The organism is Metapseudomonas otitidis (assembly GCF_011397855.1).
Lineage (GTDB): Bacteria > Pseudomonadota > Gammaproteobacteria > Pseudomonadales > Pseudomonadaceae > Metapseudomonas > Metapseudomonas otitidis.
The window spans coordinates 189760-214110 of the sequence record NZ_AP022642.1; the positions used below are offsets into that span (position 1 = coordinate 189760).

Consider the following 24351-nt stretch of genomic DNA (forward strand, 5'->3'; position numbering starts at 1 on the left):
TCATCGGTGCCTAGCGCACCACGTGGAGGAAGTGCAGGTGCTTCTCGTACTGGTCGAGCAGGTCGCCGATCACTTCCTCCCGGCTCCAGCCCATCACGTCATAGTCCTGGCCGCCCTCGCGCAGGTACACCTCGGCACGGAAGTACTTGCGGGCGTCGCCGTTCTCCTCGCCCCCTTCGCGGGCCATGAAGCGCGGCAGCAGCAGCGAGCGCGGGCGCACCTCGTAGCTGAAGTCCACCTCCTCGCCATGGCCGACGTTGAGCTTGCAGCGGCCGTCCTCGCCGTTCAGCACTTCCACCGCGCAGCCCTGCTTGCGCAGCTCGTCGGCCACCTCCAGGCAGGCCGGGCGCACCACTTCGTCGATGAAGCGGGTGACGTGGCTGCGCCGGGGGAACATGAGGATGTTGCGCAGCCGCCGCTGCCAGCCGCCCAGCTGCTGCTGCGCCGGGCGCGAGAGGGCGAGTGCCTGGTAGCGGATACCGCGCTTGGTGGCGTCCAGCCGCAGGGCCTTGAGCAGGCCCCAGGTGGCGGCCAGCAACACCGCTGCGAAGGGCAGCGCGCTGGCGATGGTGGCGGTCTGCAGGGCCTTGAGGCCGTCGGCCAGCAGCAGCGCCATGGCCACCACGCCGGTGAGGATCGACCAGAACAGGCGCTGCCACAGCGGGGTGTTCTCTTTTCCCCCCGAGGCCAGCATGTCCAGCACCAGGGCACCGGAGTCGGCCGAGGTGACGAAGAACACCACCACCATCGCCACTGCCAGCAGCGACAACAGGGTGGACAGTGGGAAGTGGTCGAGGAAGGCGAACAGTGCCAGCGAGCTGTCCTGCTGCACCGTTTCCACCAGGTCGAGGTAGCCCTGGTTGAGCACCATGTGGATGGCGGTGTCGCCGAAGATGGTCATCCACAGCAGGGTGAAGCCGGCCGGGACGAACAGCACCCCGCAGACGAACTCGCGGATGGTGCGGCCGCGTGAGATGCGGGCGAAGAACAGCCCGACGAAGGGCGACCAGGACAGCCACCAGCCCCAGTAGAGCAGCGTCCAGCCGCCGATCCAGTCGGTGGGTTCGTAGGCGTAGAGGTTGAAGGTCTTGCTGACGATCTCCGACAGGTAGCCGCCGGTGTTCTGCACGAAGGTCTGCAGCAGGAACACCGTGGGGCCGAGGACCAGCACCAGCAGCATCAGCAGGGTCGCCAGCGCCAGGTTCAGTTCCGACAGGACCTTGATGCCCTTGTTCAGCCCACTGGCTGCCGAGAGGGTGGCCAGGCCGCAGGTGCCTGCGATCAGTGCCAGCTGCACCGGAGTGCTGACTGGGACGCCGAAGAGGTGGTGCAGGCCGCCGTTGATCTGCAGCACGCCGTAGCCCAGGGAGGTGGCGATGCCGAACACGGTGCCGAGGATGGCGAAGATGTCCACCGCATGGCCGATGGGGCCGTAGATGCGATCGCCGATCAGCGGATAGAGCGCCGAGCGCAGGGTCAGCGGCAGGTCATGGCGGAAGCAGAAGAACGCCAGGATCAGCGCGACGATGGCGTAGATCGACCAGGCGTGGAGGCCCCAGTGGAAGAAGGTCAGTTTCATGGCCTCCTTCGCGGCGGCCACGGTGTGGGGGTCGCCTACCGGCGGGTTGACGTAGTGCATCAGGGGTTCGGCGACGCCGAAGAACATCAGGCCGATGCCCATGCCGGCGGCAAAGAGCATGGCGAACCAGGTGCCGTTGCCGTAGTCGGGGCGGCTGTGGTCGGGGCCGAGACGGATGTCGCCGAAGCGGCTGACGGCGAGGAAGACGACGGTGATGAGGATCAGCGCGACGCTGAGGACGTAGAACCAGCTGGCATTCAGGACGATCCACTGCTGGATCTGGCCGAACAGCCACTGTGCCTGGTCGCGGGCCAGGGTGCTGTAGAGCACCAGGGCGATGACGAGGACGGCAGAGCCGTAGAACACCGGTGGGTTGAGGGTGGATGGGGAAGACGAACGTGCCTCCATTGAGCTAGCTCTCCTTTCGATCGGATGGCCGCCAAGGGCGGAAGGCGGCGCAGTCTAACAGAGTCGATAGATCGGCTCTTTCGGCACCTTGTTCCTCATAGTTTTTTCAGCTGCTGGTCGGCCGGTACTGCAGGGCCTCGGCCAGGTGGTGGCGCTGGATGTCGGGCGCGTCCGCCAGGTCGGCGAGGGTGCGGGCCACCTTGATCAGCCGGTGCGCGGCACGCAGGGACAACCCGAGGCGCTCGCAGGCCTGCTCCAGCCAATGCTGGTCGTCGGGCGTCAGCGGACAGTGCTGGTGCAGCCGGGACAGGTCGAGGAAGGCGTTGGCGCAGCCCTGGCGAGCCAGTTGCCGACGCCGGGCTCGTCCGACTTCCCCGGCAGCGGTGGCACTGTCGAGCCCGCCGCTGACGGGCGCGCCCAGGTGCGTGGCTTCGCGGGCGACCGTCAGGTGCAGGTCGATGCGGTCCAGCAGCGGGCCGGAGAGCCGGGCCCGGTAGCGCTGGATCTGCTCCGGCGTGCAGCGGCAGCGGTGGGTCTCGTCGACCAGGTAGCCGCAGGGGCAGGGGTTCATGGCCGCTACCAGCTGGAAGCGCGCCGGGAAGCGCACCCGGTCGTTGGCCCGGGCGATGATGATCTCGCCGCTTTCCAGGGGCTCTCGGAGGACCTCCAGCACCTTGCGGTCGAACTCCGGCAGCTCGTCGAGGAACAGCACACCCTGGTGCGCCAGGGTGATCTCGCCGGGTTTCGGACGACTGCCCCCACCCACCAGGGCCGGGCCGGACGCGCTGTGGTGAGGCTGCCTGAAGGGACGCTGGGGCCAGCACGCCAGCGGCGATTGGCTGGCCACCGAATGGATGGCGGCCACTTCCAGGGCCTCGTGTTCCTCCAGCGGTGGCAGCAGGCCTGGCAGGCGGCTGGCCAGCAGTGTTTTGCCGGTGCCGGGCGGGCCGGACAGCAACAGGTTGTGGGCTCCTGCGGCGGCCACCAGCAGCGCACGCTTGGCTGCCAGTTGGCCCTGGACATCGGCGAGATCGGGATAGGGCGCGGCCTGCAGCGGCAGGCCCTGGCTCTGGAACGGTGCCAGCGGCGACTGGCCGTTGAGGTGGGCGGCCAGCTCCAGCAGGTGACCCACGGCGAACACCGTCAGGCCGCTGGCCAGACTGGCCTCCTCGGCGTTTTCCCGGGGCACCACCAGCGCCCGTCCGGCAGCGCGCGCCGCCAGCGCAGCGGGCAACACGCCCTGCACCGGACGCAGGGCACCGGACAGCGCCAGCTCGCCGAGGCACTCCAACTGCTCCAGGGCTGCGGCGGGCACCTGGCCGCTGGCCGCGAGGATGCCGAGGGCGACGGCCAGGTCGAAGCGTCCGCCTTCCTTGGGAAGATCGGCTGGTGCAAGGCTGAGGGTGATGCGCCGCAGGGGGAATTCGAAACCGCTGGTGAGCAGGGCGCTGCGGACGCGGTCCTTGCTCTCCTTCACGGCGGTTTCCGGGAGGCCGACCAGGGCCAGGGACGGCAGGCCGTTGGCCAGGTGCGCCTCCACCGTGACGGCGGGTGCTTCCACGCCGACCTGGGCGCGGCTGTGGACGAGGGCCAGGGACATGGATCGCTCCTTGATCGGTCCGCCCGGCCGGAGTGGCTTACTCCGTGGGCGGCGGGTTCAGCTGGGCTTCCAGCTCCGCGACCTTCGCCTCCAGGGCTTCCAGGCGCGCGCGGGTACGGGCGAGCACCACCATCTGGCTGTCGAATTCCTCGCGGCTGACCAGGTCCAGCTTGCTGAAGGCGCTCTGCATCAGGGCCTTGAACTGGGCCTCGAATTCGGCGCGGGGCAGCGGGGTGTCGCCATTGAACAGGCGGGAGGCGTGGGAGCCGAGGGCATCGAGCAGGGCTTTGGGCGGCAGCATGGTGGGCATCCGTTGACAGGGCGGGCCGGAGTTTACCACGGGGTCCCGGCCGAGTCGGGCGACAGGCCGACGCACGATTTCCGAGCAATGGCTGAAGTGCGCGTGCACCTTTTCCGTGCATCGTTTTGGGGCAGTGCCGCCCGGCGCCACGGCCAAGGGCCACTATCTGCTTGAAAAACCGGGCTTTTGGGCGAGCTGGCAAGCTTTCTGCTTTAGCGCTGGTGAAGGGTGCACCGATGCAGTACCGGTGCGTCAGGCGAGGCGGGGGAGTGTTTCGCCAGGAGCGGTTGGTTGGCGTCGAAGCGGGCCGGGCCAGGGCGGTTCGACGCGTTACAAAGCCAGGCACTGCGCTTAGACTTGAGCCGGGTTCGTTTTCCTGGGGCAAGTCCACCAAATACGGGAGAAGTTTCATGAAGCTAGTCACTGCCATCATCAAGCCGTTCAAACTCGATGACGTGCGCGAGTCGCTGTCCGAGATCGGCGTGCAGGGCATCACCGTTACCGAGGTCAAGGGCTTCGGGCGCCAGAAAGGCCACACCGAGCTGTACCGTGGCGCCGAGTACGTCGTCGACTTCCTGCCCAAGGTGAAGATCGACGTCGCCATCGCCGATGACCAGCTCGACCGTGTCATCGAGGCCATCACCAAGGCGGCCAACACCGGGAAGATCGGTGACGGCAAGATCTTCGTCGTGAATCTGGAACAGGCCATCCGCATCCGTACCGGCGAAACCGGCACCGACGCGATCTAAGCCTCCGAACCCCAACGCCCCAGGAGAAAACCACATGACTCTGCGTAAAGCCGCAGGGCTAGGAGCCCTTTTGTCCCTCGTTACCCCCGGCCTGGCCATGGCCGCCGACGAGGTCGTGCTGAACAGTGGCGACACCGCATGGATGATCGTCGCCACGGCACTGGTGCTGTTCATGACCATTCCCGGCCTGGCGCTGTTCTACGGCGGCATGGTCCGCTCCAAGAACGTCCTCTCGGTGATGATGCAATGCTTCGCCATCACCGGCCTGATCAGCGTGCTCTGGGTCGTCTACGGCTACAGCCTGGCCTTCGACACCACCGGCATGGAGCAGGGCGTCGTCAACTTCAATTCCTTCATCGGCGGCCTGTCCAAGGCCTTCCTCAGCGGCCTGAACACCAGCAGCCTGGTGTACGCCGTGCCGGAAAGCGTGTTCATCACCTTCCAGATGACCTTCGCCATCATCACCCCGGCCCTGATCGTCGGTGCCTTCGCCGAGCGCATGAAGTTCTCGGCGATGCTGATCTTCATGGCCGTGTGGTTCACCCTGGTCTACGCGCCGATCGCCCACATGGTGTGGAGCGGCAACGGCGGCCTGATGTGGGACTGGGGCGTGCTGGACTTCGCCGGTGGCACCGTAGTGCACATCAACGCCGGTATCGCCGGCCTGGTGGCCTGCATCGTGCTGGGCAAGCGCAAGGGCTACCCGACCACCCCGATGGCCCCGCACAACCTGGGCTACACCCTGATCGGCGCGGCCATGCTGTGGGTGGGCTGGTTCGGCTTCAACGCCGGCTCCGCCGTGGCGGCCAATGGCACTGCGGGCATGGCCCTGCTGGTCACCCAGATCGCCACCGCGGCGGCTGCCCTGGGCTGGATGTTCGCCGAGTGGCTGACCCACGGTAAGCCGAGTGCCCTGGGCATCGCCTCCGGTGTGGTCGCCGGCCTGGTCGCCGTGACCCCGGCCGCTGGCACCGTCGGCCCGATGGGCGCCCTGGTGATCGGTCTGGCCGCTGGCGTGATCTGCTTCTTCAGCGCCACCAGCCTCAAGCGCAAGCTGGGCTATGACGACTCCCTGGACGCCTTCGGCGTGCACGGCATCGGCGGCATCGTCGGCGCCCTGCTGACCGGCGTGTTCGCAGCACCGGCCCTGGGTGGCTTCGGCACCGTCGAGAACATCGCGGCCCAGCTGTTCATCCAGTTCAAGGGCGTGGCCTTCACGGTCGTCTATACCGCTGTGGTCACCTTCGTGATCCTCAAGGTGCTGGACCTGGTGATCGGCCTGCGGGTCAACGAAGAGGAAGAGACCGTCGGCCTCGACCTGGCGCAGCACAACGAGCGCGGCTACAACCTGTAAGCCCGCCGGCCCCTCCGGGGCGTGCGAACCGCTGCCAAGGGCGCCGAAAGGCGCCCTTTGCTTTTTCAGAGGCCGCGCTAGAATGCGCGCCGAGCGAAATCCGAGGGAGTGGCGCCCATGTGGCACCAGACGCTGATCACCTTGAAGCCGCGTGCGCGAGGCTTCCACCTGGTCACCGACGAGCTGCTGGCCGGATTGCCGGAACTGGGTCGCTGCCGTATCGGTCTGTTGCACCTGCTGCTGCAACACACATCGGCTTCACTGAGCGTCAACGAGAATGCCGACCCCTCCGTGAGGCGCGATTTCGAGCGGTTCTTCAACCGCCTCGTGCCCCAGGGCGAGGGTGGCTACGAACATGACTACGAAGGCCCGGACGACCTGCCGGCGCACTTCAAGTCGAGCCTGCTGGGCTGCCAGCTGACCTTGCCGGTGCGTGACGGGGCGCTCGCCCTGGGTACCTGGCAGGGGATCTACCTCGGCGAACACCGCGATCAGGGCGGTGCGCGTCGGGTGCTGGCGACCCTCTACGGCGAGGCATCGTGATTTTTTCCGGGCGCGTAGAAACCTGGCGCGACTGGGCTATAACTAACCTGCTCTTGCAAGACACGAGGTAGAAGAATGAGCGACGAAGAACTGGAACAAGACGAGCTCGAAGCGGGCGACGAGGACGAAGGCGAGGAGCTGGCTGCCGCCGAGGACAGTGGCGACGACAGCGATGACGGCGAATCCCCCGCCCCTGCCGGCAAGGGCAAGAAAGCCGCTGCCGTCGAGGTCGAGGAGCTGCCCAGCGTCGAAGCCAAGCAGAAGGAGCGCGATGCGCTGGCCCGTGCCATGGAGGAATTCCTGGCCCGTGGCGGCAAGGTGCAGGAGGTGGAGCCCAACGTGGTCGCCGACCCGCCCAAGAAGCCGGACAGCAAGTACGGCAGCCGCCCCATCTGATTGAGTTGCCTGGAAGAGCCCGCTTGATGCGGGCTTTTTCATGCCTGCGATTCGGGGTCAGGCACCCCGGTGCCAGCGCTCCAGCAGTGTGGGTAGCTGGTCCAGGGTACGAATCTCCGCGTCGGGGTGGTCGTCGCCGTCCCAGGGTTTGCCCTGGGGGTTGAACCACACCGCGCGCATGCCGGCATTGCGGGCGCCCTGGATGTCGTCGCTGGGGTGATCGCCGATGTGCACCGCCTGGGCGGCGGGGACGCCGGCCCGGCGCAGCGCTTCTTCGAAGGGATGTGGGTCCGGCTTGCCGATGCCCAGTTCCTCGGCGCAGAGGGCGAACTGGAAGTAGTCCGCCAGGCCCAGGCGGCGGACGTCGGCGTTGCCGTTGGTGATCACGGCCAGCCGGTAGTGGTTGGCCAGGCGCTCCAGGGTCGGGTGCACCTCGGGGAACAGGTCGATGCGGTGCCGCGCCGCCAGGAACACCTGGAAGCCGGCCTCCGCCAGCTCTGCGGCCTCGGCCTGTGGATAACCGGCCTCTTCCAGGGCATGGAAGAGGATGCGCCGGCGCAGCTCGCTCAGGCGGTGCCTGAGCCCGGGGGTGGCGTCCACCAGGCGGGCGCGGATCGCCCACAGGTGCTCGATCGGCACGGGCCCCAGGCGCGGCGCCTCGTTGCCCAGCCATTCGCGCAGGGTGGCTTCGGCGCCCTGCATCACCACCGAGACGTCCCACAGGGTGTCGTCCAGGTCGAAGGTCACCAGTTGGATGCTCATTCCTCGTCCTTGGCTCCGTTGCGTCGTGCCCGGGGGTGGGCCTTGTCGTAGACCGCCGCCAGGTGCTGGAAGTCCAGGTGGGTGTAGATCTGCGTGGTGGAGATGTCGGCGTGGCCGAGCAGCTCCTGCACCGCCCGCAGGTCCTGGGAGGACTCCAGCATGTGGCTGGCGAAGGAGTGCCGCAGCATGTGCGGATGGACGTGCTGGCCCAGTTCGCGCACCCCGGCCACCCGCACCCGTTCGCGCACGGCGCGGGGGCCGATGCGCCGCCCCTGGCGGGTGACGAAGACGGCGCCGTCCACCGGGGACACGCTGGCGCGGTGGGGCAGCCAGCGCTCCAGGGCCTGGCGCGCCATGCGCCCGAGGGGCAGCTCGCGGATCTTGTTGCCCTTGCCGATCACCCGCACGCTGCCGTCGGCCAGGTCCAGGCGGTCCAGGTCCAGGCCCACCAGTTCCGAGAGGCGCAGGCCGGAGGAATAGAACAGCTCGAGGATGGCCTGGTCGCGGCGGGCCATGAATTCATCTTCCACTGCACCATCCAGCAACTGCTGGGTGCGGTCGGCATCCAGGGTGCGGGGCAGGCGTCGCTCGCCCTTGGGCGCACTGATGCCGCTGGCCGGGTCGTGACGGCAGCGGCCCTCGCGGATCAGGTAGCGGTACAGGCCGCGTACGGCGGAAAGCAGGCGGGCGAGGCTGCGAGCGGACTGCCCCTGCTGGTGCAGGCGCGCCACCATGCTGCGCAGCGGACGGGGTTGCAGCGTGGTCCAGTCATCGAGGCCGAAGCCTTCGGCCAGGGCCACGACCTTCTCCAGGTCGCGCCGGTAGCCTTCCAGCGTGTGCGGGGAAACCTGGCGCTCACTGCGCAGGTGTTCGAGGTAGCGCTCCAGATCGGCCTTCATCGGTCCTCCCGGCGCGCTGCGCTCAGCGCACCGAGCGCAGCGGAGTGGCGTGGCGCGGCAGCACCCGGGCCAGGACTTCGGCGATGTAGCTGAGGAACAGGGTGCCGAGGGAACTCTTGTAGTGCTGCGGGTCCGGGCTGCCGATGGCCAGCAGGCCGTGCTGGCCCTGGTGGTTGAGGGAGACGACGGCGGCCGAGCCGACCTTGGCGCCCTCTTCCGCGCCGAACAGGAACTCCAGCTCGTGGGTCCGCAGCACGCCGCAGATGGTCTTGCCCGCCACCAGCAGGCCACCGATGGCCTGGTGCGCTTCGGCGCTGGAGACGCTGCGGCCCACCGGCAGGGTGCTGTCGCTGAACAGGATCAGGCTGACGAAGGGCACCTGGAACTCATGGCGCAGGCTGTCCTCGATGGCACCGACCACTTCCTCCAGCGTATTGGCGTCCAGCAGGTCGAGCACCAGGCGGCGGGTCTTGTCGAACAGGCGGTCGTTGTCGCGGGCCACGTCCATCAGCTGGGACAGGCGGTGGCGCATCTCGATGTTGCGCTCGCGCAGCAGCTTCACCTGGCGCTCCACCAGCGAGACGGCCTCGCCAGGCTGGTGGGGGATGCGCAGTTCGGGGATCAGCTCCTCGTGGTCGACGAAGAACTCCGGGTGCTGGCGCAGGTAGGCCGCGACCGACTCGGAATCGAGGGCGCGCGGCGCGTCGGGGTGCTTCTCGCTCATGCTCTCGGCTCGTTCATAGGCGGACCTGGCCTTCGTACACGCGTACGGCCGGGCCGGTCATCATCACGGGCTGGCCGGGGCCGGCCCATTCGATGGTCAGCTTGCCGCCCGGCAGCTCCAACTGCACGGGGGAGTCCATCCAGCCCTGGCGAATGGCTGCGACGGCGGCGGCACAGGCGCCGGTGCCACAGGCGCGGGTTTCCCCGGCGCCGCGCTCCCAGACCCGCAGGCGGGCCTGGTGGCGATCCTGGACCTGCAGGAAGCCGACGTTGACCCGCTGCGGGAAGCGCGGATGGTGTTCGAGTTTCGGGCCCAGCTCGTGGACCGGGGCGCGGTCCACATCCTCGACGCGCAGCACGGCATGGGGGTTGCCCATGGACACGGCGGCGAGCTGGACGGTCTGGCCGTCCACGTCGACCGGGTAACTCAGGGCCTCGGCCTCGGCGACGAAGGGGATCTGCTGGGGCACGAGGCGCGGCGGGCCCATGTCGACCCGGACCTGGCCATCGGCGCGGACATCCAGCTCGATGATGCCGGCCTTGGTCTCGACGCGGATCTGCTTCTTCACGGTCAGGCGCTTGTCCAGCACGAAGCGGGCGAAGCAGCGGGCGCCGTTGCCGCACTGCTCCACCTCGGAGCCGTCCGAGTTGAAGATGCGGTAGCGGAAATCCACGTCCGGGTTGGTGGGGGCCTCGACGATCAGCAACTGGTCGAAGCCGATGCCGGTGTGGCGGTCGCCCCACTGCTTGGCGTGCTTGGGCTGGATGTGCGCGTGCTGGCTGACCAGGTCGAGCACCATGAAGTCGTTGCCCAGGCCGTGCATCTTGGTGAAACGCAGCAGCATGGACTTACTCCGGAAGCAGGCTTTCGCCGGCGTAGAGTTCCTCGAGGGTTTCGCGGCGACGCACTTCGTAGGCCTGTTCCCCATCCACCATCACCTCGGCGGCACGGCCGCGGGTGTTGTAGTTGGAGCTCATGACGAAGCCGTAGGCACCGGCCGAGCGCACGGCCAGCAGGTCGCCCTCGGCCAGGGCCAGGTCGCGGTCCTTGGCGAGGAAGTCGCCGGTCTCGCAGATCGGGCCGACCAGGTCGTAGCGCTGGGCCTCGCCGTCGCGCGGCTGCACCGGTACCACGTCCATCCAGGCCTGGTACAGGGCCGGGCGGATCAGGTCGTTCATGGCCGCGTCGATCACGGCGAAGTTCTTATGCTCGGTGTGCTTGAGGTATTCCACCTGGGTCAGCAGCACGCCGGCATTGGCGACGATGTAGCGGCCCGGCTCGAACACCAGCGCCAGGTCACGCCCGGCGATGCGCTCGCGCACGGCCTTGATGTAGTCGCCGGCAACGGGCGGCTGCTCGTCCTTGTAGCGCACGCCGAGGCCACCGCCGAGGTCCAGGTGGCGGATGTGCACGCCCTGGGTGGCGAGGCGGTCGACCAGTGCCAGCAGGCGGTCGAGGGCGTCGAGGAAGGGCGGCAGGCTGGTCAGCTGGGAGCCGATGTGGCAGTCCACGCCGATCACGTCCAGGTTCGACAGCGAGGCGGCGCGCAGGTAGACGGCCTCCGCCTGCTCGATGGCGATGCCGAACTTGTTTTCCTTCAGGCCGGTGGAGATGTACGGGTGGGTGCCAGCGTCCACGTCGGGGTTCACCCGCAGGGAGATCGGCGCTTTCACGTCCATCTCGGCGGCGACCACCTGCAGGCGCTCCAGCTCGTCCACCGATTCCACGTTGAAGCAGTGCACGCCCACTTCCAGTGCGCGGCGCATGTCGTCGCGGCTCTTGCCGACGCCGGAGAAGACGATGCGGTCAGCCGAGCCACCGGCGGCCAGCACGCGCTCCAGCTCGCCGCTGGAGACGATGTCGAAGCCCGAGCCCAGGCGCGCCAGCAGGTTCAGCACCGCCAGGTTGGAGTTGGCCTTGACCGCGTAGCAGACCAGGTGCGGCACGCCCTGCAGGGCATCGGCATAGGAGCGGTACTGCGCCTCGATGTGCGCGCGGGAATAGACGTAGGTGGGGGTGCCGAAGCGCGAGGCGATGGCGGACAAGGCCACGCCTTCCGCGAACAGCTCACCGTCGCGGTAAGTGAAAGCGTCCATCTAGACCCCTCAGTGCGCGTGTTCGGAGGAGGACTTGGTGTCGTCAGGCAGGTACAGCGGGCCTTTCTGGCCACAGCCGCCCAGCAGGCAGGCAACAGCGAGGAGCGCAACGATGGGGGTGAGCAGCCGCTTCATGGCGAGATCCTTGAACAATGCGTAATTGGGTCGGGAGTATACCGACCACCCATCGCCTTGCCTATGCGCCGAAACACCCGCCGGGCGGGCGCTGCGCCTAGCCAAACGGGCTTTCGCGCCACTAGGATGGGCGGCAAAAACGGAGGCCGAATGGACCCCTCTTCCCCCCTTGCCGGCTCGGTTTCGGTTGCCTACCTCCAGGGCCTGGTGGACCACGTGGCGCGCCACGGCATCGAGCCGGCGGCCTTCCTTGCCGGCATCCAGCTGACCCCTTCCATCCTCGCCCAGCGCGAACAGCGCATCGCCGCCAGTGCTTATCTCGAACTCCTGGGCCAGGCCATGGCGCGGCTGGACGATCCACGCCTGGGGCTGCACCTGGGCGAAGCGGTGCGCCCCGGTTACTACGGCGTGCTCGGCTACCTGCTGATGAGCTGCCCGACCCTTTCCGACGCCCTCCACCGCCAGGCGCGCTATGCCGCCCTGGTGGGCAACCTCGGCCAGGTGGAACTGGACGACGAGCCTCCGCGCGCCGGCCAGGAGCCCCTGGTGCGGCTGGCCTGGGAGCCGTCGCTGCCGCTGCTGCGCGACCAGGTGGCGGAGGAGTCCCTGGCCGGCTGGGTCACCTTCGGGCGCTGGATCAGCGGGCTCGATATACCGCCCACGGAGGTGCGCTTCCAGCACCCCGCGCCTGCCGACGCCGCCGAGCACCGTCGGGTATTCCGCTGCCCGGTGCTGTTCGGCCAACCCGACAACGCCCTGGTGTTCCCCCGCCGTCTGCTGGCCACGCCCCTGGGCCAGGCCGACTCACACGTCCGGCAGATGCTCGATGCCTACGCCGACCGCCTGCTGGGGGAATTGCGCCAGGGCCAGAGCGTGCTCGACCGGGCGCGCCTGGCACTGGCCGGGCGCCTGGTCGAGGACGGCGCCGACCTGGAACACCTGGCCGCCGACCTGGGCCTGAGCCCGCGCACCCTGCAGCGGCGCCTGCGTGACGCGGGCCTGACCTTCAGCCAACTGGTGGACGAGACGCGGCAGCAACTGGTGCTGCATTATCTGCGCGATCCGGCCCTGGAGCTGGCCGACATCGCCTTCCTGGTCGGCTTCAGCGAGGCCGGCTCCCTGGCGCGGGCCTTCCGCCGCTGGACCGGGCAGAGCCCAGGCGAGTACCGTCGCCACCTCGGGCGCTGAAAGGTCGCCCACGTTTCCATTTTTCCTGAGGTACATCCGATGAGTTTGAGCGAAGCGCGTTTCCACGATCTGGTCGACGAAGTCCAGGAGGCCGTCGAGGACCTCTTCGATGGCAGCGACCTGGACGTGGACCTGGAGAACAGCGCGGGCGTCCTCACCATCCGTTTCGAGAACGGCAGCCAGGTCATCCTCAGCCGCCAGGAGCCCCTGCGCCAGCTGTGGGTAGCGGCCCGCTCCGGCGGCTTCCACTTCGACTACGACGCGGAGTCGCAACGCTGGATCTGCGACACCAGCGACGAGCCGCTGGGCGAACTGCTCGCCCGCGTGACCCGCGAGCAGGCGGGCGAAGACCTTGAGTTCGACGAGCTCTGAGCCGCCGCCCGAGCCCCGGCCCGCGTCACCCTGCGTGCGTCGTTGCTGCCTGGACGACGCCGATATCTGCATCGGATGCGGGCGCAGCCTGAGTGAGATTCTGCAGTGGGGCGAAGCCAGCGACGACCGTCGCCGGCAGATTTGCCGCGACGCCGCCCAGCGCCTCGCGGTGCGACGGCCATGACCGGATGGTCTTGCCAAGAGCCTCCGTGGTGACGTAGTGTCGGTCGGGCCGTCGCCATGGCGTACGGCCTGAACAGCATCTGGAAACCCCGCCTTCGGGCGGGGTTTTCGCTTTTTCGAGCCTAGGAACCGGAGTATCGGATTTGCCATGACCACTCAACCCTCGATCATCATCACCCGCCTCGACCTTCAGCGACTGGAGCGTCTGCTCGATGAACTGGAGGAGTTCGGCCCCGGCGCCGAGGCGCTGGAGCGGGAGCTCGCCCGCGCCCAGGTGGTGGGCCACGACGAGGTGCCGCCGGGCGTGGTGACCATGAATTCCCGCGTGCATTGCCGCGAGGATGCCAGTGGCAAGGACTACCACCTGACCCTGGTCTACCCCCAGGACGCCGGTGGCGAAGGCAAGGTGTCGGTGCTGGCGCCGGTGGGCAGTGCGCTGCTCGGCCTCTCCGTGGGGCAGGACATCGACTGGCCGGTGCCCGGCGGCAAGACCCTCAAGCTGACGCTCCTGGCTGTGGAGTACCAGCCCGAGGCCGCGGGCGAATACGACCGTTGAGCCCCTCCGGGCCTGGCGTCAGGCCAGGCCCAGCGCCCGATTCAGTTCCCGTTCCAGCTCCGCCTTGTAGCGCAGGTAGTGCACCGTCTGCGCATGCCCCTCGCCGAGGACCCGCGACAGGTCCAGGTCGGTGATGTAGCAGGGATAGCGCTCGGCGGTGCTGCGCTGGGCGAGGATGTGGCGCGCCACGGCGGCGAACAGCTCGCCGCCATATTCCAGTTCGGAAAACTCCCGGTGGTTGCAGTAGAGCGTGATGTGGACGCGGTTCGCGTCCAGCGGCTCGACGATCGCCTGCACGTCGTAGAACGGGTGGCTCACCGGTGACTGCGGCGCAACCCGCCGTTCCACCTGCTGCGCGCGCAAGGGCGGCGACGGCAGCACCTCGTAATAAAGAACCTCAAGACCGCTCTGCGGGGCCGGTTGGTCCAGCGGCAGCAGCGCGTTGCGCCGGTAGAGCACCGACTGCAGGAAGCGCTGCAGCGGCGTCAGCAGGCTTTGCGGATCGCGGAAGGGCAGGCGCTGGCGCCACACGGCGTTGTGCTCGTCGAGCACCGTGAGCTCCGCCGTCTCGCCGTCCTGGCGGTAGAACACCTGGATGCAGCCCGGGCGCCCCAGTGGCAGGATCAGCGCCAGGTCCTCGTTCTCCAGGGCGTAGCGATCCAGCTGCAACGGGCTGTAGGCCGGCAGGTCCTCGCCCAGGTGTTCCAGCAGCGCCGGCAGGTCCGGCAGCGCGGTGTGGGCCACCTGGCCCGGCAGCAGTTCCAGCACGTGGTACTGCTGCTGCACCTGCAGCAGGTAGCGGGTCACCTGGCCGTTGCCGAGCAGGGCGAGGGTGTCGAGGAACAGATCCTCCACCCGCTGGGCGATGGGTTGCGCGCGGTTGCGGCAGAAGCAGCGCACCCGCAGGTCCGGTGGCGCAGCGGGGTCCACGCTGTTGAGGAATTCGCGCAGGCAGTCCAGCGGGGCGTAGGGCCCGTCGTAGCGGGTCACCAGCAGCTCGTTCCAGCTGTTCAGGGTCACCTGGTCGAGGGTCAGCACCAGGTTCTCCCGCGAGCCGGCGTAGCCGAGCGAATCGGTGCGCTCGGTGGTCATGTGCAGGTTCATCTGGCTGTGCTGCTTCAGCGGATCGATGCCCACGTTCACCAGCAGCAGCACCTGGCGCGGCACGCTCGGTCGCAGCAGCGCGGCCTCGTCCACCATCGGCAGCGGCAGCGGGAAGCCCTGCTGCAGGCTGCTGACCAGGTTGGACAGCTCGTACTCGGTGAGGTCGCTGTCGCCCGGGTGCAGGGACAGGCGCGTTGAGGCGTCGATCACCCCGTTGCGGTGACACCAGGCCAGCAGTTCAACCAGTTCGCGGGCCCGCTTGATCGGGGCGAAGTCGCGCCATTCGAGGGCGTTGAGGCTACCCGGGTAGAGCGCCCAGAGGGTCTCGCCTTCGCGCTCGGGGCTCGGGCTCTGAGCCAGGGTGAGGGTGTCCTCGGCCAGGTCCGGGGCGATGCCGGGGTTGATGAACTCCACCTTGCCCGCCTTGCGTTCGAAGGCGGCGTACAGGCGGCGGCCGAGCACGCCCAGGTCGCGGCTGTTGAGCGAGCTGATGGCGTGCTGGGCGCGGGCGAATTCGGAGAGGAAGCGGTAGCTGTAGGTCAGCTCGTTGACCAGCGCCCGGCGCTCGGTGCCCACCTGGCGCACCTTCCATTGGCTGCGGCTGTCGAGCAGCGCCAGTTGTCGGTCATCCCACCGCCACTCACGGGTCAGGCGCTCGAACAGCAGGCGTTGCCAGCTCTTGGCGCGGTTGCGTGGCGGGCGGCTGAGCTTCTTGTCGATCTTCAGGTAGAGGCAGCGGCGGATCAGCTCCAGGCGCTCGCGCTCGCCCCGGGCCAGCAGGTATTCCTCCAGACGGCGGTAGATCACGATGTAGGGGTCGAGCTCGTCCAGGTCCAGGTGGTTGGCGTACACCGCCTGCTTGAAGCGCAGCGACAGGCACTGCACTTTCGGGTGCTCGCTGGCGTAGACCTCGGTCAGCAGCAGCTTGAGCACCGACTTGTAGGGTGACTCGATGCCCTTGAACAGCTGCCACATCCCGGCCCCGACGAACTCGCCCACGGGGATGTGCGACAGGTGCCCCAGGTCCAGCACTTCCTCGGCACGGATGAAGCGACGCGAAAGCAGCTTGGCGGTGTAGTCGGCGTAGCGCCCTTCCTCATACACCGGTACCAGCCACCACAGCGGCGTGCGTCCGCCGAGCCAGATGGCGGTGCGGTAGAACTCGTCCAGCAGCAGGTAGTGCTGGGTGGTGCCGCAGTCGTCGGAGGTGAGGTGGGTCTCGCGGTCGCCCACCACGAAGCGCTGGGGGTCGATCAGGAAGAAGTGCGCCTCGGCGCCCAGGGTCGCGGCCCAGGCCTCCAGCAGGTCGCACTTGCGGCGCAGCTCGGCGATGGCCGGTGCCGGCAGCTCCGGGTCGTGGCAGACCCACAGGTCCATGTCGCTCTGCTCGGCCTGGGCCACGGTGCCCAGGCTGCCCATCAGGAACAGGCCCTGGATCGGTGTCGGCGCCGAACCGCGGCGGCCCTTGTAGGCGAACGAGCGGGTCAGGCGCTGGGCTTCGGCGAGTACGTCGTCGTCCGGCTCGTAGCCGCTGACCCCGGCAGGGGTCTGCCCCGAGACGTAGCCCGGCAACAGCGGGTGGTTGACGTGGAACAGCAGGGGCAGCAGGCGCAGCACTATCTGCTGGCGGCTGGAGAGACCGAGCAGGGCGCGTTCGAGCCGACCGGCGTTGACCTTCAGGAAGCGCGCGCGCAGCTGGGTCAGGACCTTGCGGTCGATGCCGTCGTCGATGTCGGGGCGGATTTCCTGAGTGCGGGTCATCGAAGCGTCTGCCGGAAGAATGCGCACAGCCTACCAGCCGGCGATGCCGGCGGGCAGGGGCGGTGCGGGGCGAGACGTCGCGGGGTCAGTTCGAAAGGGCGGGTGCGGTCGTGAGGATGGTCAGCAGGCCTTGTGCGTGTTCGGCTGCGTCCAGGCCGAGGCTGGTGAGGTAGCCGCCGTCGGGCTGGGTCAGCAGGCCCTTGTGGTGCAGGCGCAAGGCGGCTTCGATCAGGCTGGGGGCGGCGTTGTTGTGGACCTTGAGGCCTTCCTGGGTGTTGTCCAGGTTGAACAGGGTCAGCAGTTCCAGCTCGGCGATCAATTCGGGGGTGTACGACGTCATGTGGGGCTCCTGGTCGTCCTGTACCGGCCTTCGGACGGGCCGGCTCCCGGAGAGTGTAGATGCGGATTCAGCCGCCCACGCCCCACTGCGACAGAATCGCGCGGTAGCGGCCGTTGCCCTGGATGATCGCCATGCCCTCGTCGAAGCGCTGCAGCAGGGCCGGCGCCCCCGGATGCTGGCGCGAGAAGGACAGATAAAGCTCGGGTTGGTGCAGTGTGGCGACGGCGGTGAACAACCCGCGCAGCTCGGGGTTGTCGCGTACCAGCGCCTCGGTGGTGCCGCGGTAGGCGGCCACGTAGTCGACGCGGTCGTGCTGCAGCATCAGGAAGCCGCTGATGTCCTTGCGCACCGTCACGCGCACCACGTCGGCCAGGCGGTCGAAGGTTTCGCCGTACTCGTAGCCCACCGTCACGGCGACCCGCCGACCGGCGAGCTGGCCGAGGTCGGTCACCGGCGTGGCGCGGTAGCTGGGGGCCCAGAGCAGGATGTCGTCGCGGAACAGCGGGTGCCGGGGCAGCAGGTAGTCACGCTCGATCTCGGCATTGGGCGCGGTGTTGAAGCACGCGGCCAGGCGTCCGGACTGGGCCAGTTGCATGCAGCGTGCGTAGGGATAGGGCACCAGCTCCACGTCCTCGCCCACGGCGGCGAATGCCGCCCGCACGATGTCGGCGGACATGCCCTGGATGCGCCCGTCCCGCCAGGCGGTGTAGGGGTACCAGTCATCCTCGGCGCCCACTTGCAGCGGCTCCGCCTTTGCCACGTGGCCGCCAGCCACAAACAACAGGAGCAGGCCCAGGCGAAGAAGGCCCCGGAACGGGCACGCCGAACGCTTGGCCATGCAGGGGCTCCTGTGGGGGATGAGGGCGTGATGCTAGCGGCGGCAGCCCGCGCAAGCCGTGGCCTGGATCAATCCTGTGCTTCTTCCGGCAGGTCCGGCAGGGCCCGCAGTGCGCTTTCATACCAGGCCATGTCGAAAGGCTGGTCGGCCTCCAGGCGCTGGATGGCGCAGGCGAGCACCAGGGCCATCATCTGCAGGCATTCCTCGCGCTCGTAGCCCACCAGGGTCAGCTTGTTGAAGGTGGCCTTTGCTGCAGCGGGCTCGCCGGCCTCGATCTGGTTCTCCACGGCCTGGATCAGGGTTTCCTCGGCGAAGGCTTCTTCGCTGTCGTCGTGTTCGCTCATGGCGGGTTCCTGTTCGGTTCGGATGCGCAGTGTGCCACGGCGGCCGGCAGGTCGCCGCCGTCCATTCACCGGATCGATGCAACTGGCAGGCCACCGATGCCACGGCTATAACTGGCCGGTCCACGCACTGGCCCAGGAGGCCCCATGCTCAAGCTCCACGGATTCTGCGTCAGCAACTACTACAACATGGTCAAGCTGGCCCTGCTGGAAAAAGGCCTGCCCTTCGAGGAAGTGAAGGTTCACGCCAGCCAGGAGCCGGCCTTCCTCGCCTGCAGCCCACGCGGCAAGGTGCCGGTGCTGGAGACCGAGCACGGTTTCATCAACGAGACCAGCGCCATCCTCGACTACCTGGAAGAACGCTTCCCCGAGCACCCGCTGCTGCCTGGCGACCTGTATGCCCGTGCGGTGGTCCGCGCCCTGTGCCGGGAAATCGAGCTGTACATCGAGCTGCCGGCACGCACCTGCCACATGCAGGCGTTCTTCGGTGTTGCGGTGCCCGAGGCCATTCGCGAGAAGGCCCGTGTCGAGCTGACCGCCGGTTTCGCGACGCTGGGGCGTCATGCTCGCTTCGCGCCCTTCGTGGCGGGCGAAACGCTGACCCTGGCGGACCTGTATTTCCTCTACAGCGTCGACCTCGCTTACGAGGTGGGCCGCAAGGTGATGGGCGTCGACTTCCTGGCCGAACTGCCCGCCGCCCGCGCGCTGCTTCAGCAACTGGCGCAGAACCCCCACGTGCAGCGCATCGCCGAGGACAAGGCGCAGGACATGCCGGCGTTCCTGGCAATGATCAAGGCGCGGACCCAGGGCTGAGTGTTCTGGGCTGGAAATGAAAACGCCGGCTGATGCCGGCGTTTTCGTGTCCCGTTGCCTCAGCGGCTGGCCAGCAGTTGGCGGCCACGGGCAACGGCGGCGCGGACCTGGTTCGGGGCGGTGCCGCCGATGTGGTCGCGGGCGTTGACCGAGCCTTCCAGGGTCAGTACGGCGAACACGTCGTCGCCGATCTGGTCGCTGAAGCGGCGCAGTTCGTCGAGGCTCATTTCGGCCAGGTCCTTGCCGGACTCGACGCCGTACTTCACGGCATGGCCGACGATCTCGTGGCAGTCGCGGAAGGGCAGGCCCTTGCGTACCAGGTAGTCGGCCAGGTCGGTGGCGGTGGAGAAGCCGCGACGGGCCGCTTCGCGCATGACCTCACGCTTGGGCTTGATGGCCGGGACCATGTCGGCGAAGGCGCGGAGCGAGTCGCGCAGGGTGTCGGCGGCGTCGAACAGCGGCTCCTTGTCTTCCTGGTTGTCCTTGTTGTAGGCCAGCGGCTGGCCCTTCATCAGGGTCAGCAGGCCGGCCAGGTGGCCGAACACGCGACCGGACTTGCCGCGCACCAGCTCGGGCACGTCGGGGTTCTTCTTCTGCGGCATGATCGAGGAGCCGGTGCAGAAGCGGTCGGGCAGGTCGATGAACTGGAACTGGGCGCTGGTCCAGAGCACCAGCTCTTCGGAGAAGCGCGACAGGTGCATCATCGCCAGGGAGGCGGCGGCGCAGAATTCGATGGCGAAGTCACGGTCGGAGACGCCGTCCAGGGAGTTGCCGGAGATGGCTTCGAAGCCCAGCAGGCGGCAGGTGACTTCGCGCTGGATCGGGTAGGTGGTGCCGGCCAGGGCGGCGCTGCCCAGGGGCATGCGGTTGACCCGCTTGCGGCAGTCCACCAGGCGCTCGTGGTCGCGGCTGAGCATCTCGAACCAGGCCAGCAGGTGGTGGCCGAAGGTGACCGGCTGGGCGGTCTGCAGGTGGGTGAAGCCGGGCATGATGGTGTCCGCCTCGGCTTCCGCCAGGCCCAGCAGGCCCTCTTGCAGGCGGGTCAGCTCGGCGAGGATCAGGTCGATCTCGTCACGCAGCCACAGGCGGATGTCGGTGGCCACCTGGTCGTTGCGCGAGCGGCCGGTGTGCAGCTTCTTGCCGGTGATGCCGATGCGGTCGGTCAGCCGGGCCTCGATGTTCATGTGCACGTCTTCCAGGTCGACGCGCCACTCGAAGGTGCCGGCCTCGATCTCGGCCTGGATTTCCTTCAGGCCCTGCTCGATGGCATCGCGCTCTTCGACGGTCAGCACGCCGGCCTCGGCCAGCATGGTGGCGTGGGCGATGGAGCCCATGATGTCGTGGCGGTAGAGGCGCTTGTCGAAGTCGACGGAGGCGGTGAAGCGGGCGACGAAGGCGTCGACGGGCTCGCTGAAGCGGCCGCCCCAGGACTGATTGGTCTTGTCGGTGCTCATGACTGGGCTCGATAGCTGGCGGTGAAGGAAGGCCGAGGGCCGTGATGGGGGGCGATGATAGCAGCCTTGCCGGCAAAACCGGCGTGCCCCGATGGCGCGGCCGACCGGCCGGGGAGTGTCGGGTGCTTCACAGATTTGCAGTCGTGTCGGCGTTTCGGTGATCGATTTCGCCCGGCGAGTGTGTGCCGGCTTGCTGGCCATGCGCCGCCCGGTAACACTGCCCGGATGCCACGATCCCCTGCCCAGGGCCGCACAGTCGCCCCCGACGATGACTTCTTCCTGCCGGAGCTCTGCCAGCCGGAGGCCCTGCTCGGCCTGGTGCTGCTGGCGGAGCTGCTGGTGCTGGTGCTGGTGCTCGCCGAACCGCTGGTGCCGGACTTCAACTGGATCCGCCTGGCGCTGACCTCGTTATTCGTGCAGTGGATCGTCCTGCTGTCGGCGGCTTTGCTGTGCCGCCTGCGGCCATTCCTCGCCCGGCTGAGCCCGGCCACCGCCGGTATCGCCTGCTCGCTCCTCGTGGTGGGGCTGACCCTGGCCTGCACCGCCGTGGCGGACTACTACGAACTCGGCGGGCCGCTGCCAAGGGCCGGGGAAGTGAACCTCTACCTGCGCCACGGGCTCATCAGCCTGATCATGTCGACCCTGGTGCTGCGCTACTTCTACCTGCAGAGCCAGTGGCGGCGTCAGCAGCAGGCCGAACTGAAGGCGCGCATCGAATCCCTGCAGGCGCGCATCCGCCCGCACTTCCTCTTCAACAGCCTCAACAGCATCGCCAGCCTGGTCGCCATCGACCCGGTGAAGGCGGAGCAGGCGGTGCTGGACCTCTCCGACCTGTTCCGTGCCAGCCTGGCCAAGCCCGGCACCCTGGTGCGCTGGAGCGATGAGCTGGAACTGGCCAGGCGCTATCTCTCGATCGAGCAATATCGTCTCGGAGAACGACTACAGTTGGAGTGGCAGGTTGACGATGTGCCTGATGATTTGCCGATTCCGCAACTCACACTGCAGCCGCTGCTGGAAAATGCCCTGATCTATGGCATCCAGCCGCGGATCGAGGGTGGGCTGGTGCGGGTCGAAGCCGAGTACCAGGATGGGGTGTTCCTGCTCCGCGTGAGCAATCCCTTCGATGAAGGGGCGGAAAACCGGCCTTCGCGCGGAACCCATCAGGCACTGACCAACATTGATGCCCGACTCACGGCACTTTTCGGCCCCGGAGCCAGTCTCAGCGTGGAGCGCCGTGACGGTCGCCACTTCACCTGTCTACGCTATCCTTGTGCGAGACTCACGCAGGAAGCCCGAGCAATATGAATGTCCTGATCGTCGATGACGAACCACTTGCCCGAGAGCGCCTCAGCCGCCTGGTCGGAGAGCTCGATGGCTACCGAGTCCTGGAGCCCGCCGCCACCAATGGCGAGGAGGCTCTCACCCTGATCGACAGCCTGAAGCCGGATGTCGTGTTGCTCGACATCCGCATGCCCGGGCTCGATGGCCTGCAGGTCGCCGCGCGACTGTGCGAGAAAGAGGCACCGCCGGCCGTGATCTTCTGCACCGCCCATGACGAGTTCGCCCTGGATGCCTTCCAGGTCAGCGCCGTGGGCTACCTGGTCAAACCCGTCCGGCCCGAGGCCCTGGCCGATGCACTGAAGAAGGCCGAACGGCCCAATCGGGTGCAACTGGCTGCCCTCACCCGCCCGGCTGCGGAAAGTGGCGTGGGGCCGCGCTCCCACATCAGCGCGCGGACCCGCAAGGGCATCGAGCTGATCCCGCTGGACCAGGTGATCTACTTCATCGCCGACCACAAGTACGTGACCCTGCGCCACGAGCAGGGCGAGGTGCTGCTGGACGAGCCGCTCAAGGCGCTGGAGGACGAGTTCGGCGACCGCTTCGTGCGCATCCACCGCAACGCCCTGGTGGCCCGCGAGCGCATCGAACGGCTCCAGCGCACCCCGCTCGGACACTTCCAGCTCTACCTCAAGGGGCTCAATGGCGATGCGCTCACCGTCAGCCGTCGCCATGTGGCGGGTGTGCGCAAGCTGATGCACAACCTCTGACCAACCGCCGCCGGCGCGCGAGCCGTGCCTCGCGCGCCGGCCGTGCGTGGCCTGTTATCATGCCGGGCAGTCTCGCTTCCGGAATTCCTACATGCCCCGCGAAATCCGCATTGCCACCCGCAAGAGTGCCCTGGCCCTGTGGCAGGCCGAATACGTCAAGTCCGCCCTGGAACAGGCCCATCCCGGCCTGCGCGTCAGCCTGGTGCCCATGGTCAGCCGGGGCGACAAGCTGCTCGACGCGCCGCTGGCGAAGATCGGTGGCAAAGGCCTGTTCGTGAAGGAACTGGAAACTGCTCTGCTGGAGAACGAGGCCGACATCGCCGTGCACTCCATGAAGGACGTGCCGATGGACTTCCCCGAAGGCCTGGGCCTGTTCTGCATCTGCGAGCGCGAAGACCCCCGCGACGCCTTCGTCTCCAACCGTTTCGACAGCCTCGATGCCCTGCCCGCCGGCAGCATCGTCGGCACCTCCAGCCTGCGCCGCCAGGCCCAGCTGCTGGCCCGTCGCCCGGACCTGCGCATCCACTTCCTGCGCGGCAACGTCAACACCCGCCTGGCCAAGCTGGATGCCGGCGAGTACGACGCCATCATCCTCGCTGCCGCCGGCCTGATCCGCCTGGGCTTCGAGGACCGCATCCGCTCCTCCATCAGCGTCGACGACAGCCTGCCCGCTGGCGGCCAGGGTGCCGTGGGCATCGAGTGCCGCACCGCCGATGCCGAAGTGCACGCCCTGCTCGCCCCGCTGCACCACCGCGACACCGCCGTACGTGTGAACGCCGAGCGCGCCCTCAACAAGCGCCTCAATGGCGGTTGCCAGGTGCCCATCGCCTGCTACGCCGTGCTCGAGGGCGACCAGCTCTGGCTGCGCGGCCTGGTGGGCCAGCCCGATGGCGGCCAGCTGCTGCGTGCCGAGTCCCGTGCGTCGGCGGACGAAGCCGAGCAACTGGGCGTGCGCGTAGCCGAAGACCTGCTCGGCCAGGGCGCGGAAACCATTCTCAAGGCGGTCTATGGCGAGGCTGGCCATCCGTGACAGGCTGGCGCCTGCTGATCACCCGTCCTCGCGACGACAGTGAAGCCCTGGCCGCCCTGCTGGCCGACCGGGGCGTGCACAGCGCCTGCCTCCCGCTGCTGGAGATCGAGCCGCTGGACGAAGCCCCCGGGCAAAGCCAGTCCCTCCTCGAACTCGACCGTTACAACGCCGTCGTCGTGGTCAGCAAGCCGGCCGCGCGCCTCGGGCTGGCCCGCATGGACCGCCATTGGCCGCAGCCGCCTGCCGGCCCGGTGTGGTTCAGCGTCGGCGCCGCCACCGGCCAAGTGCTGGCCGAGCGTGGGCTCGACGTGCACTGGCCAACCGGCGGCGACGACAGCGAAGCCCTGCTGGCCCTGCCCCGTTTCACCGAGGTGCTCGCCGGCCCGGCACCCCGTGTGTTGATCATGCGTGGCGAGGGTGGCCGAGAATTCCTGGGCGAGCGTTTGCGCGGCCAAGGCGCCTCGGTGGACTATCTGGAACTCTACCGCCGCCGTTTGCCGGCCTACCCGGAAGGCGCCCTGCCGCGCCTCATCCAGGCGGAACGCCTGAACGGCCTGGTGGTCAGCAGTGGGCAGGGCCTCCAGCACTTGCTGGAGCTGGCGGCCGACGCCTGGCCGCACCTGGCCCGTCTACCCTTGTTCGTTCCCAGCCCCCGAGTGGCCCAGTCGGCCCGGGACGCCGGGGCGCTTGATGTTGTGGATTGCCGCGGTGCCAGCGCCGCGGCTCTTTTGGCGGCACTGGAGAACCAACCAGCCCCGGCCCCCTGATGCAAAGGAT

At 68.2% G+C, this 24351-nt stretch carries 27 protein-coding genes; 13 read left to right on the top strand and 14 right to left on the bottom strand.

Annotated elements, in window-relative coordinates; translation table 11 throughout:
- Positions 1-10 precede the first annotated feature (10 nt).
- From betT to PotMrB4_RS00940, 3 genes are all read right to left on the bottom strand, one after another.
- A complete protein-coding gene (betT, locus tag PotMrB4_RS00930) occupies positions 11-1987 on the bottom strand; it encodes a choline BCCT transporter BetT (RefSeq protein WP_044400764.1) in 1977 nt (658 codons plus the stop codon).
- Positions 1988-2093: 106 nt separating this feature from the next.
- Positions 2094-3587 (bottom strand): YifB family Mg chelatase-like AAA ATPase, encoded by a 1494-nt coding sequence (locus PotMrB4_RS00935; RefSeq protein WP_172432277.1) that lies wholly within the window; start codon positions 3585-3587, stop codon positions 2094-2096.
- A gap of 37 nt (positions 3588-3624) precedes the next feature.
- Positions 3625-3888 carry an accessory factor UbiK family protein gene (locus PotMrB4_RS00940; protein ID WP_044400771.1) on the bottom strand — a complete coding sequence of 88 codons (264 nt, stop codon included), beginning with the start codon at positions 3886-3888 and terminating at the stop codon, positions 3625-3627.
- Between the two features lie 410 nt (positions 3889-4298).
- Between PotMrB4_RS00940 and glnK the strand changes: the two genes are divergently transcribed.
- The 4 genes from glnK (at position 4299) to sutA (ending at position 6930) form a co-directional block, all read left to right on the top strand.
- Positions 4299-4637, top strand: a complete 339-nt coding sequence (gene glnK / locus PotMrB4_RS00945) for a P-II family nitrogen regulator (protein ID WP_003457590.1) — start codon at positions 4299-4301, stop codon at positions 4635-4637.
- Positions 4638-4671: 34 nt separating this feature from the next.
- Complete coding sequence (locus PotMrB4_RS00950; protein ID WP_044400778.1) at positions 4672-5991, top strand: ammonium transporter; 1320 nt, start codon at positions 4672-4674, stop codon at positions 5989-5991.
- Between the two features lie 117 nt (positions 5992-6108).
- A complete protein-coding gene (locus PotMrB4_RS00955) occupies positions 6109-6534 on the top strand; it encodes a secondary thiamine-phosphate synthase enzyme YjbQ (RefSeq protein ID WP_044400781.1) in 426 nt (141 codons plus the stop codon).
- A gap of 75 nt (positions 6535-6609) precedes the next feature.
- Positions 6610-6930: a transcriptional regulator SutA gene (gene sutA, locus PotMrB4_RS00960; protein WP_044400784.1), complete on the top strand. Its 321-nt coding sequence runs from the start codon at positions 6610-6612 to the stop codon at positions 6928-6930.
- Positions 6931-6987: 57 nt separating this feature from the next.
- Here sutA and PotMrB4_RS00965 read toward each other — a convergent pair whose 3' ends face one another.
- The 6 genes from PotMrB4_RS00965 to lptM are packed head-to-tail and all read right to left on the bottom strand — an operon-like array spanning position 6988 to position 11546.
- The gene (locus PotMrB4_RS00965; RefSeq protein WP_172432278.1) at positions 6988-7692 is read right to left on the bottom strand and encodes an HAD family hydrolase; all 705 of its coding nucleotides are present in this window, start codon (positions 7690-7692) and stop codon (positions 6988-6990) included.
- Complete coding sequence (xerC, locus tag PotMrB4_RS00970) at positions 7689-8591, bottom strand: tyrosine recombinase XerC (RefSeq protein ID WP_044400790.1); 903 nt, start codon at positions 8589-8591, stop codon at positions 7689-7691. Before xerC ends, PotMrB4_RS00965 begins: the two co-directional genes overlap by 4 nt.
- Before the next feature lie 22 nt (positions 8592-8613).
- Positions 8614-9315 carry a DUF484 family protein gene (locus tag PotMrB4_RS00975; protein ID WP_172432279.1) on the bottom strand — a complete coding sequence of 234 codons (702 nt, stop codon included), beginning with the start codon at positions 9313-9315 and terminating at the stop codon, positions 8614-8616.
- A 13-nt stretch (positions 9316-9328) separates the two neighbouring features.
- The gene (gene dapF, locus PotMrB4_RS00980; RefSeq protein WP_044400797.1) at positions 9329-10159 is read right to left on the bottom strand and encodes a diaminopimelate epimerase; all 831 of its coding nucleotides are present in this window, start codon (positions 10157-10159) and stop codon (positions 9329-9331) included.
- Between the two features lie 4 nt (positions 10160-10163).
- Complete coding sequence (lysA, locus tag PotMrB4_RS00985; protein ID WP_044400800.1) at positions 10164-11411, bottom strand: diaminopimelate decarboxylase; 1248 nt, start codon at positions 11409-11411, stop codon at positions 10164-10166.
- Between the two features lie 9 nt (positions 11412-11420).
- Positions 11421-11546, bottom strand: coding sequence for an LPS translocon maturation chaperone LptM (gene lptM, locus PotMrB4_RS00990; RefSeq protein WP_074966982.1), 126 nt, complete (start codon positions 11544-11546; stop codon positions 11421-11423).
- 150 nt (positions 11547-11696) lie between these two features.
- On the opposite strand from lptM, the gene PotMrB4_RS00995 reads away from it, so the two are divergent.
- The 4 genes from PotMrB4_RS00995 to rnk all read left to right on the top strand — a co-directional run bounded on the left by PotMrB4_RS00995 (position 11697) and on the right by rnk (position 13845).
- Positions 11697-12734 carry an AraC family transcriptional regulator gene (locus PotMrB4_RS00995; RefSeq protein ID WP_172432280.1) on the top strand — a complete coding sequence of 346 codons (1038 nt, stop codon included), beginning with the start codon at positions 11697-11699 and terminating at the stop codon, positions 12732-12734.
- Between the two features lie 39 nt (positions 12735-12773).
- Positions 12774-13106 carry an iron donor protein CyaY gene (cyaY, locus tag PotMrB4_RS01000; protein WP_044400810.1) on the top strand — a complete coding sequence of 111 codons (333 nt, stop codon included), beginning with the start codon at positions 12774-12776 and terminating at the stop codon, positions 13104-13106.
- Positions 13087-13290 carry a DUF1289 domain-containing protein gene (locus PotMrB4_RS01005; protein ID WP_172432281.1) on the top strand — a complete coding sequence of 68 codons (204 nt, stop codon included), beginning with the start codon at positions 13087-13089 and terminating at the stop codon, positions 13288-13290. Before cyaY ends, PotMrB4_RS01005 begins: the two co-directional genes overlap by 20 nt.
- A 147-nt stretch (positions 13291-13437) precedes the next feature.
- On the top strand, positions 13438-13845 hold the full coding sequence (gene rnk / locus PotMrB4_RS01010) for a nucleoside diphosphate kinase regulator (RefSeq protein ID WP_074966986.1): 408 nt from the start codon (positions 13438-13440) through the stop codon (positions 13843-13845).
- A gap of 18 nt (positions 13846-13863) precedes the next feature.
- On the opposite strand, the gene PotMrB4_RS01015 is transcribed toward rnk, so the two are convergent.
- The 4 genes from PotMrB4_RS01015 to PotMrB4_RS01030 all read right to left on the bottom strand — a co-directional run bounded on the left by PotMrB4_RS01015 (position 13864) and on the right by PotMrB4_RS01030 (position 18232).
- A complete protein-coding gene (locus PotMrB4_RS01015; protein WP_172432282.1) occupies positions 13864-16710 on the bottom strand; it encodes a class I adenylate cyclase in 2847 nt (948 codons plus the stop codon).
- Positions 16711-16795: 85 nt separating this feature from the next.
- The gene (locus PotMrB4_RS01020) at positions 16796-17050 is read right to left on the bottom strand and encodes a TIGR02647 family protein (protein ID WP_044400821.1); all 255 of its coding nucleotides are present in this window, start codon (positions 17048-17050) and stop codon (positions 16796-16798) included.
- A 67-nt stretch (positions 17051-17117) separates the two neighbouring features.
- On the bottom strand, positions 17118-17888 hold the full coding sequence (locus tag PotMrB4_RS01025; protein WP_172432283.1) for a substrate-binding periplasmic protein: 771 nt from the start codon (positions 17886-17888) through the stop codon (positions 17118-17120).
- Positions 17889-17956: 68 nt separating this feature from the next.
- Entirely contained in the window at positions 17957-18232 is a 276-nt protein-coding gene (locus PotMrB4_RS01030) for a hypothetical protein (protein ID WP_044400827.1), read from the bottom strand.
- 144 nt (positions 18233-18376) lie between these two features.
- On the opposite strand from PotMrB4_RS01030, the gene PotMrB4_RS01035 reads away from it, so the two are divergent.
- Positions 18377-19042 (top strand): glutathione S-transferase family protein, encoded by a 666-nt coding sequence (locus tag PotMrB4_RS01035; protein ID WP_142013029.1) that lies wholly within the window; start codon positions 18377-18379, stop codon positions 19040-19042.
- A 59-nt stretch (positions 19043-19101) separates the two neighbouring features.
- On the opposite strand, the gene argH is transcribed toward PotMrB4_RS01035, so the two are convergent.
- The gene (argH, locus tag PotMrB4_RS01040; RefSeq protein WP_044400833.1) at positions 19102-20496 is read right to left on the bottom strand and encodes an argininosuccinate lyase; all 1395 of its coding nucleotides are present in this window, start codon (positions 20494-20496) and stop codon (positions 19102-19104) included.
- 225 nt (positions 20497-20721) lie between these two features.
- Here argH and PotMrB4_RS01045 point away from each other — a divergent pair, with 225 nt between their 5' ends.
- The 4 genes from PotMrB4_RS01045 (at position 20722) to PotMrB4_RS01060 (ending at position 24341) form a co-directional block, all read left to right on the top strand.
- Positions 20722-21801 (top strand): sensor histidine kinase, encoded by a 1080-nt coding sequence (locus PotMrB4_RS01045; RefSeq protein WP_172432284.1) that lies wholly within the window; start codon positions 20722-20724, stop codon positions 21799-21801.
- Complete coding sequence (locus tag PotMrB4_RS01050; RefSeq protein ID WP_044400839.1) at positions 21798-22544, top strand: LytR/AlgR family response regulator transcription factor; 747 nt, start codon at positions 21798-21800, stop codon at positions 22542-22544. The genes PotMrB4_RS01045 and PotMrB4_RS01050 overlap by 4 nt, the downstream gene beginning before the upstream one ends.
- Positions 22545-22635: 91 nt before the next feature.
- Positions 22636-23574 carry a hydroxymethylbilane synthase gene (gene hemC / locus PotMrB4_RS01055; RefSeq protein WP_172432285.1) on the top strand — a complete coding sequence of 313 codons (939 nt, stop codon included), beginning with the start codon at positions 22636-22638 and terminating at the stop codon, positions 23572-23574.
- A complete protein-coding gene (locus PotMrB4_RS01060; RefSeq protein WP_172432286.1) occupies positions 23571-24341 on the top strand; it encodes a uroporphyrinogen-III synthase in 771 nt (256 codons plus the stop codon). The genes hemC and PotMrB4_RS01060 overlap by 4 nt, the downstream gene beginning before the upstream one ends.
- The last annotated feature ends 10 nt before the right edge of the window (positions 24342-24351 follow it).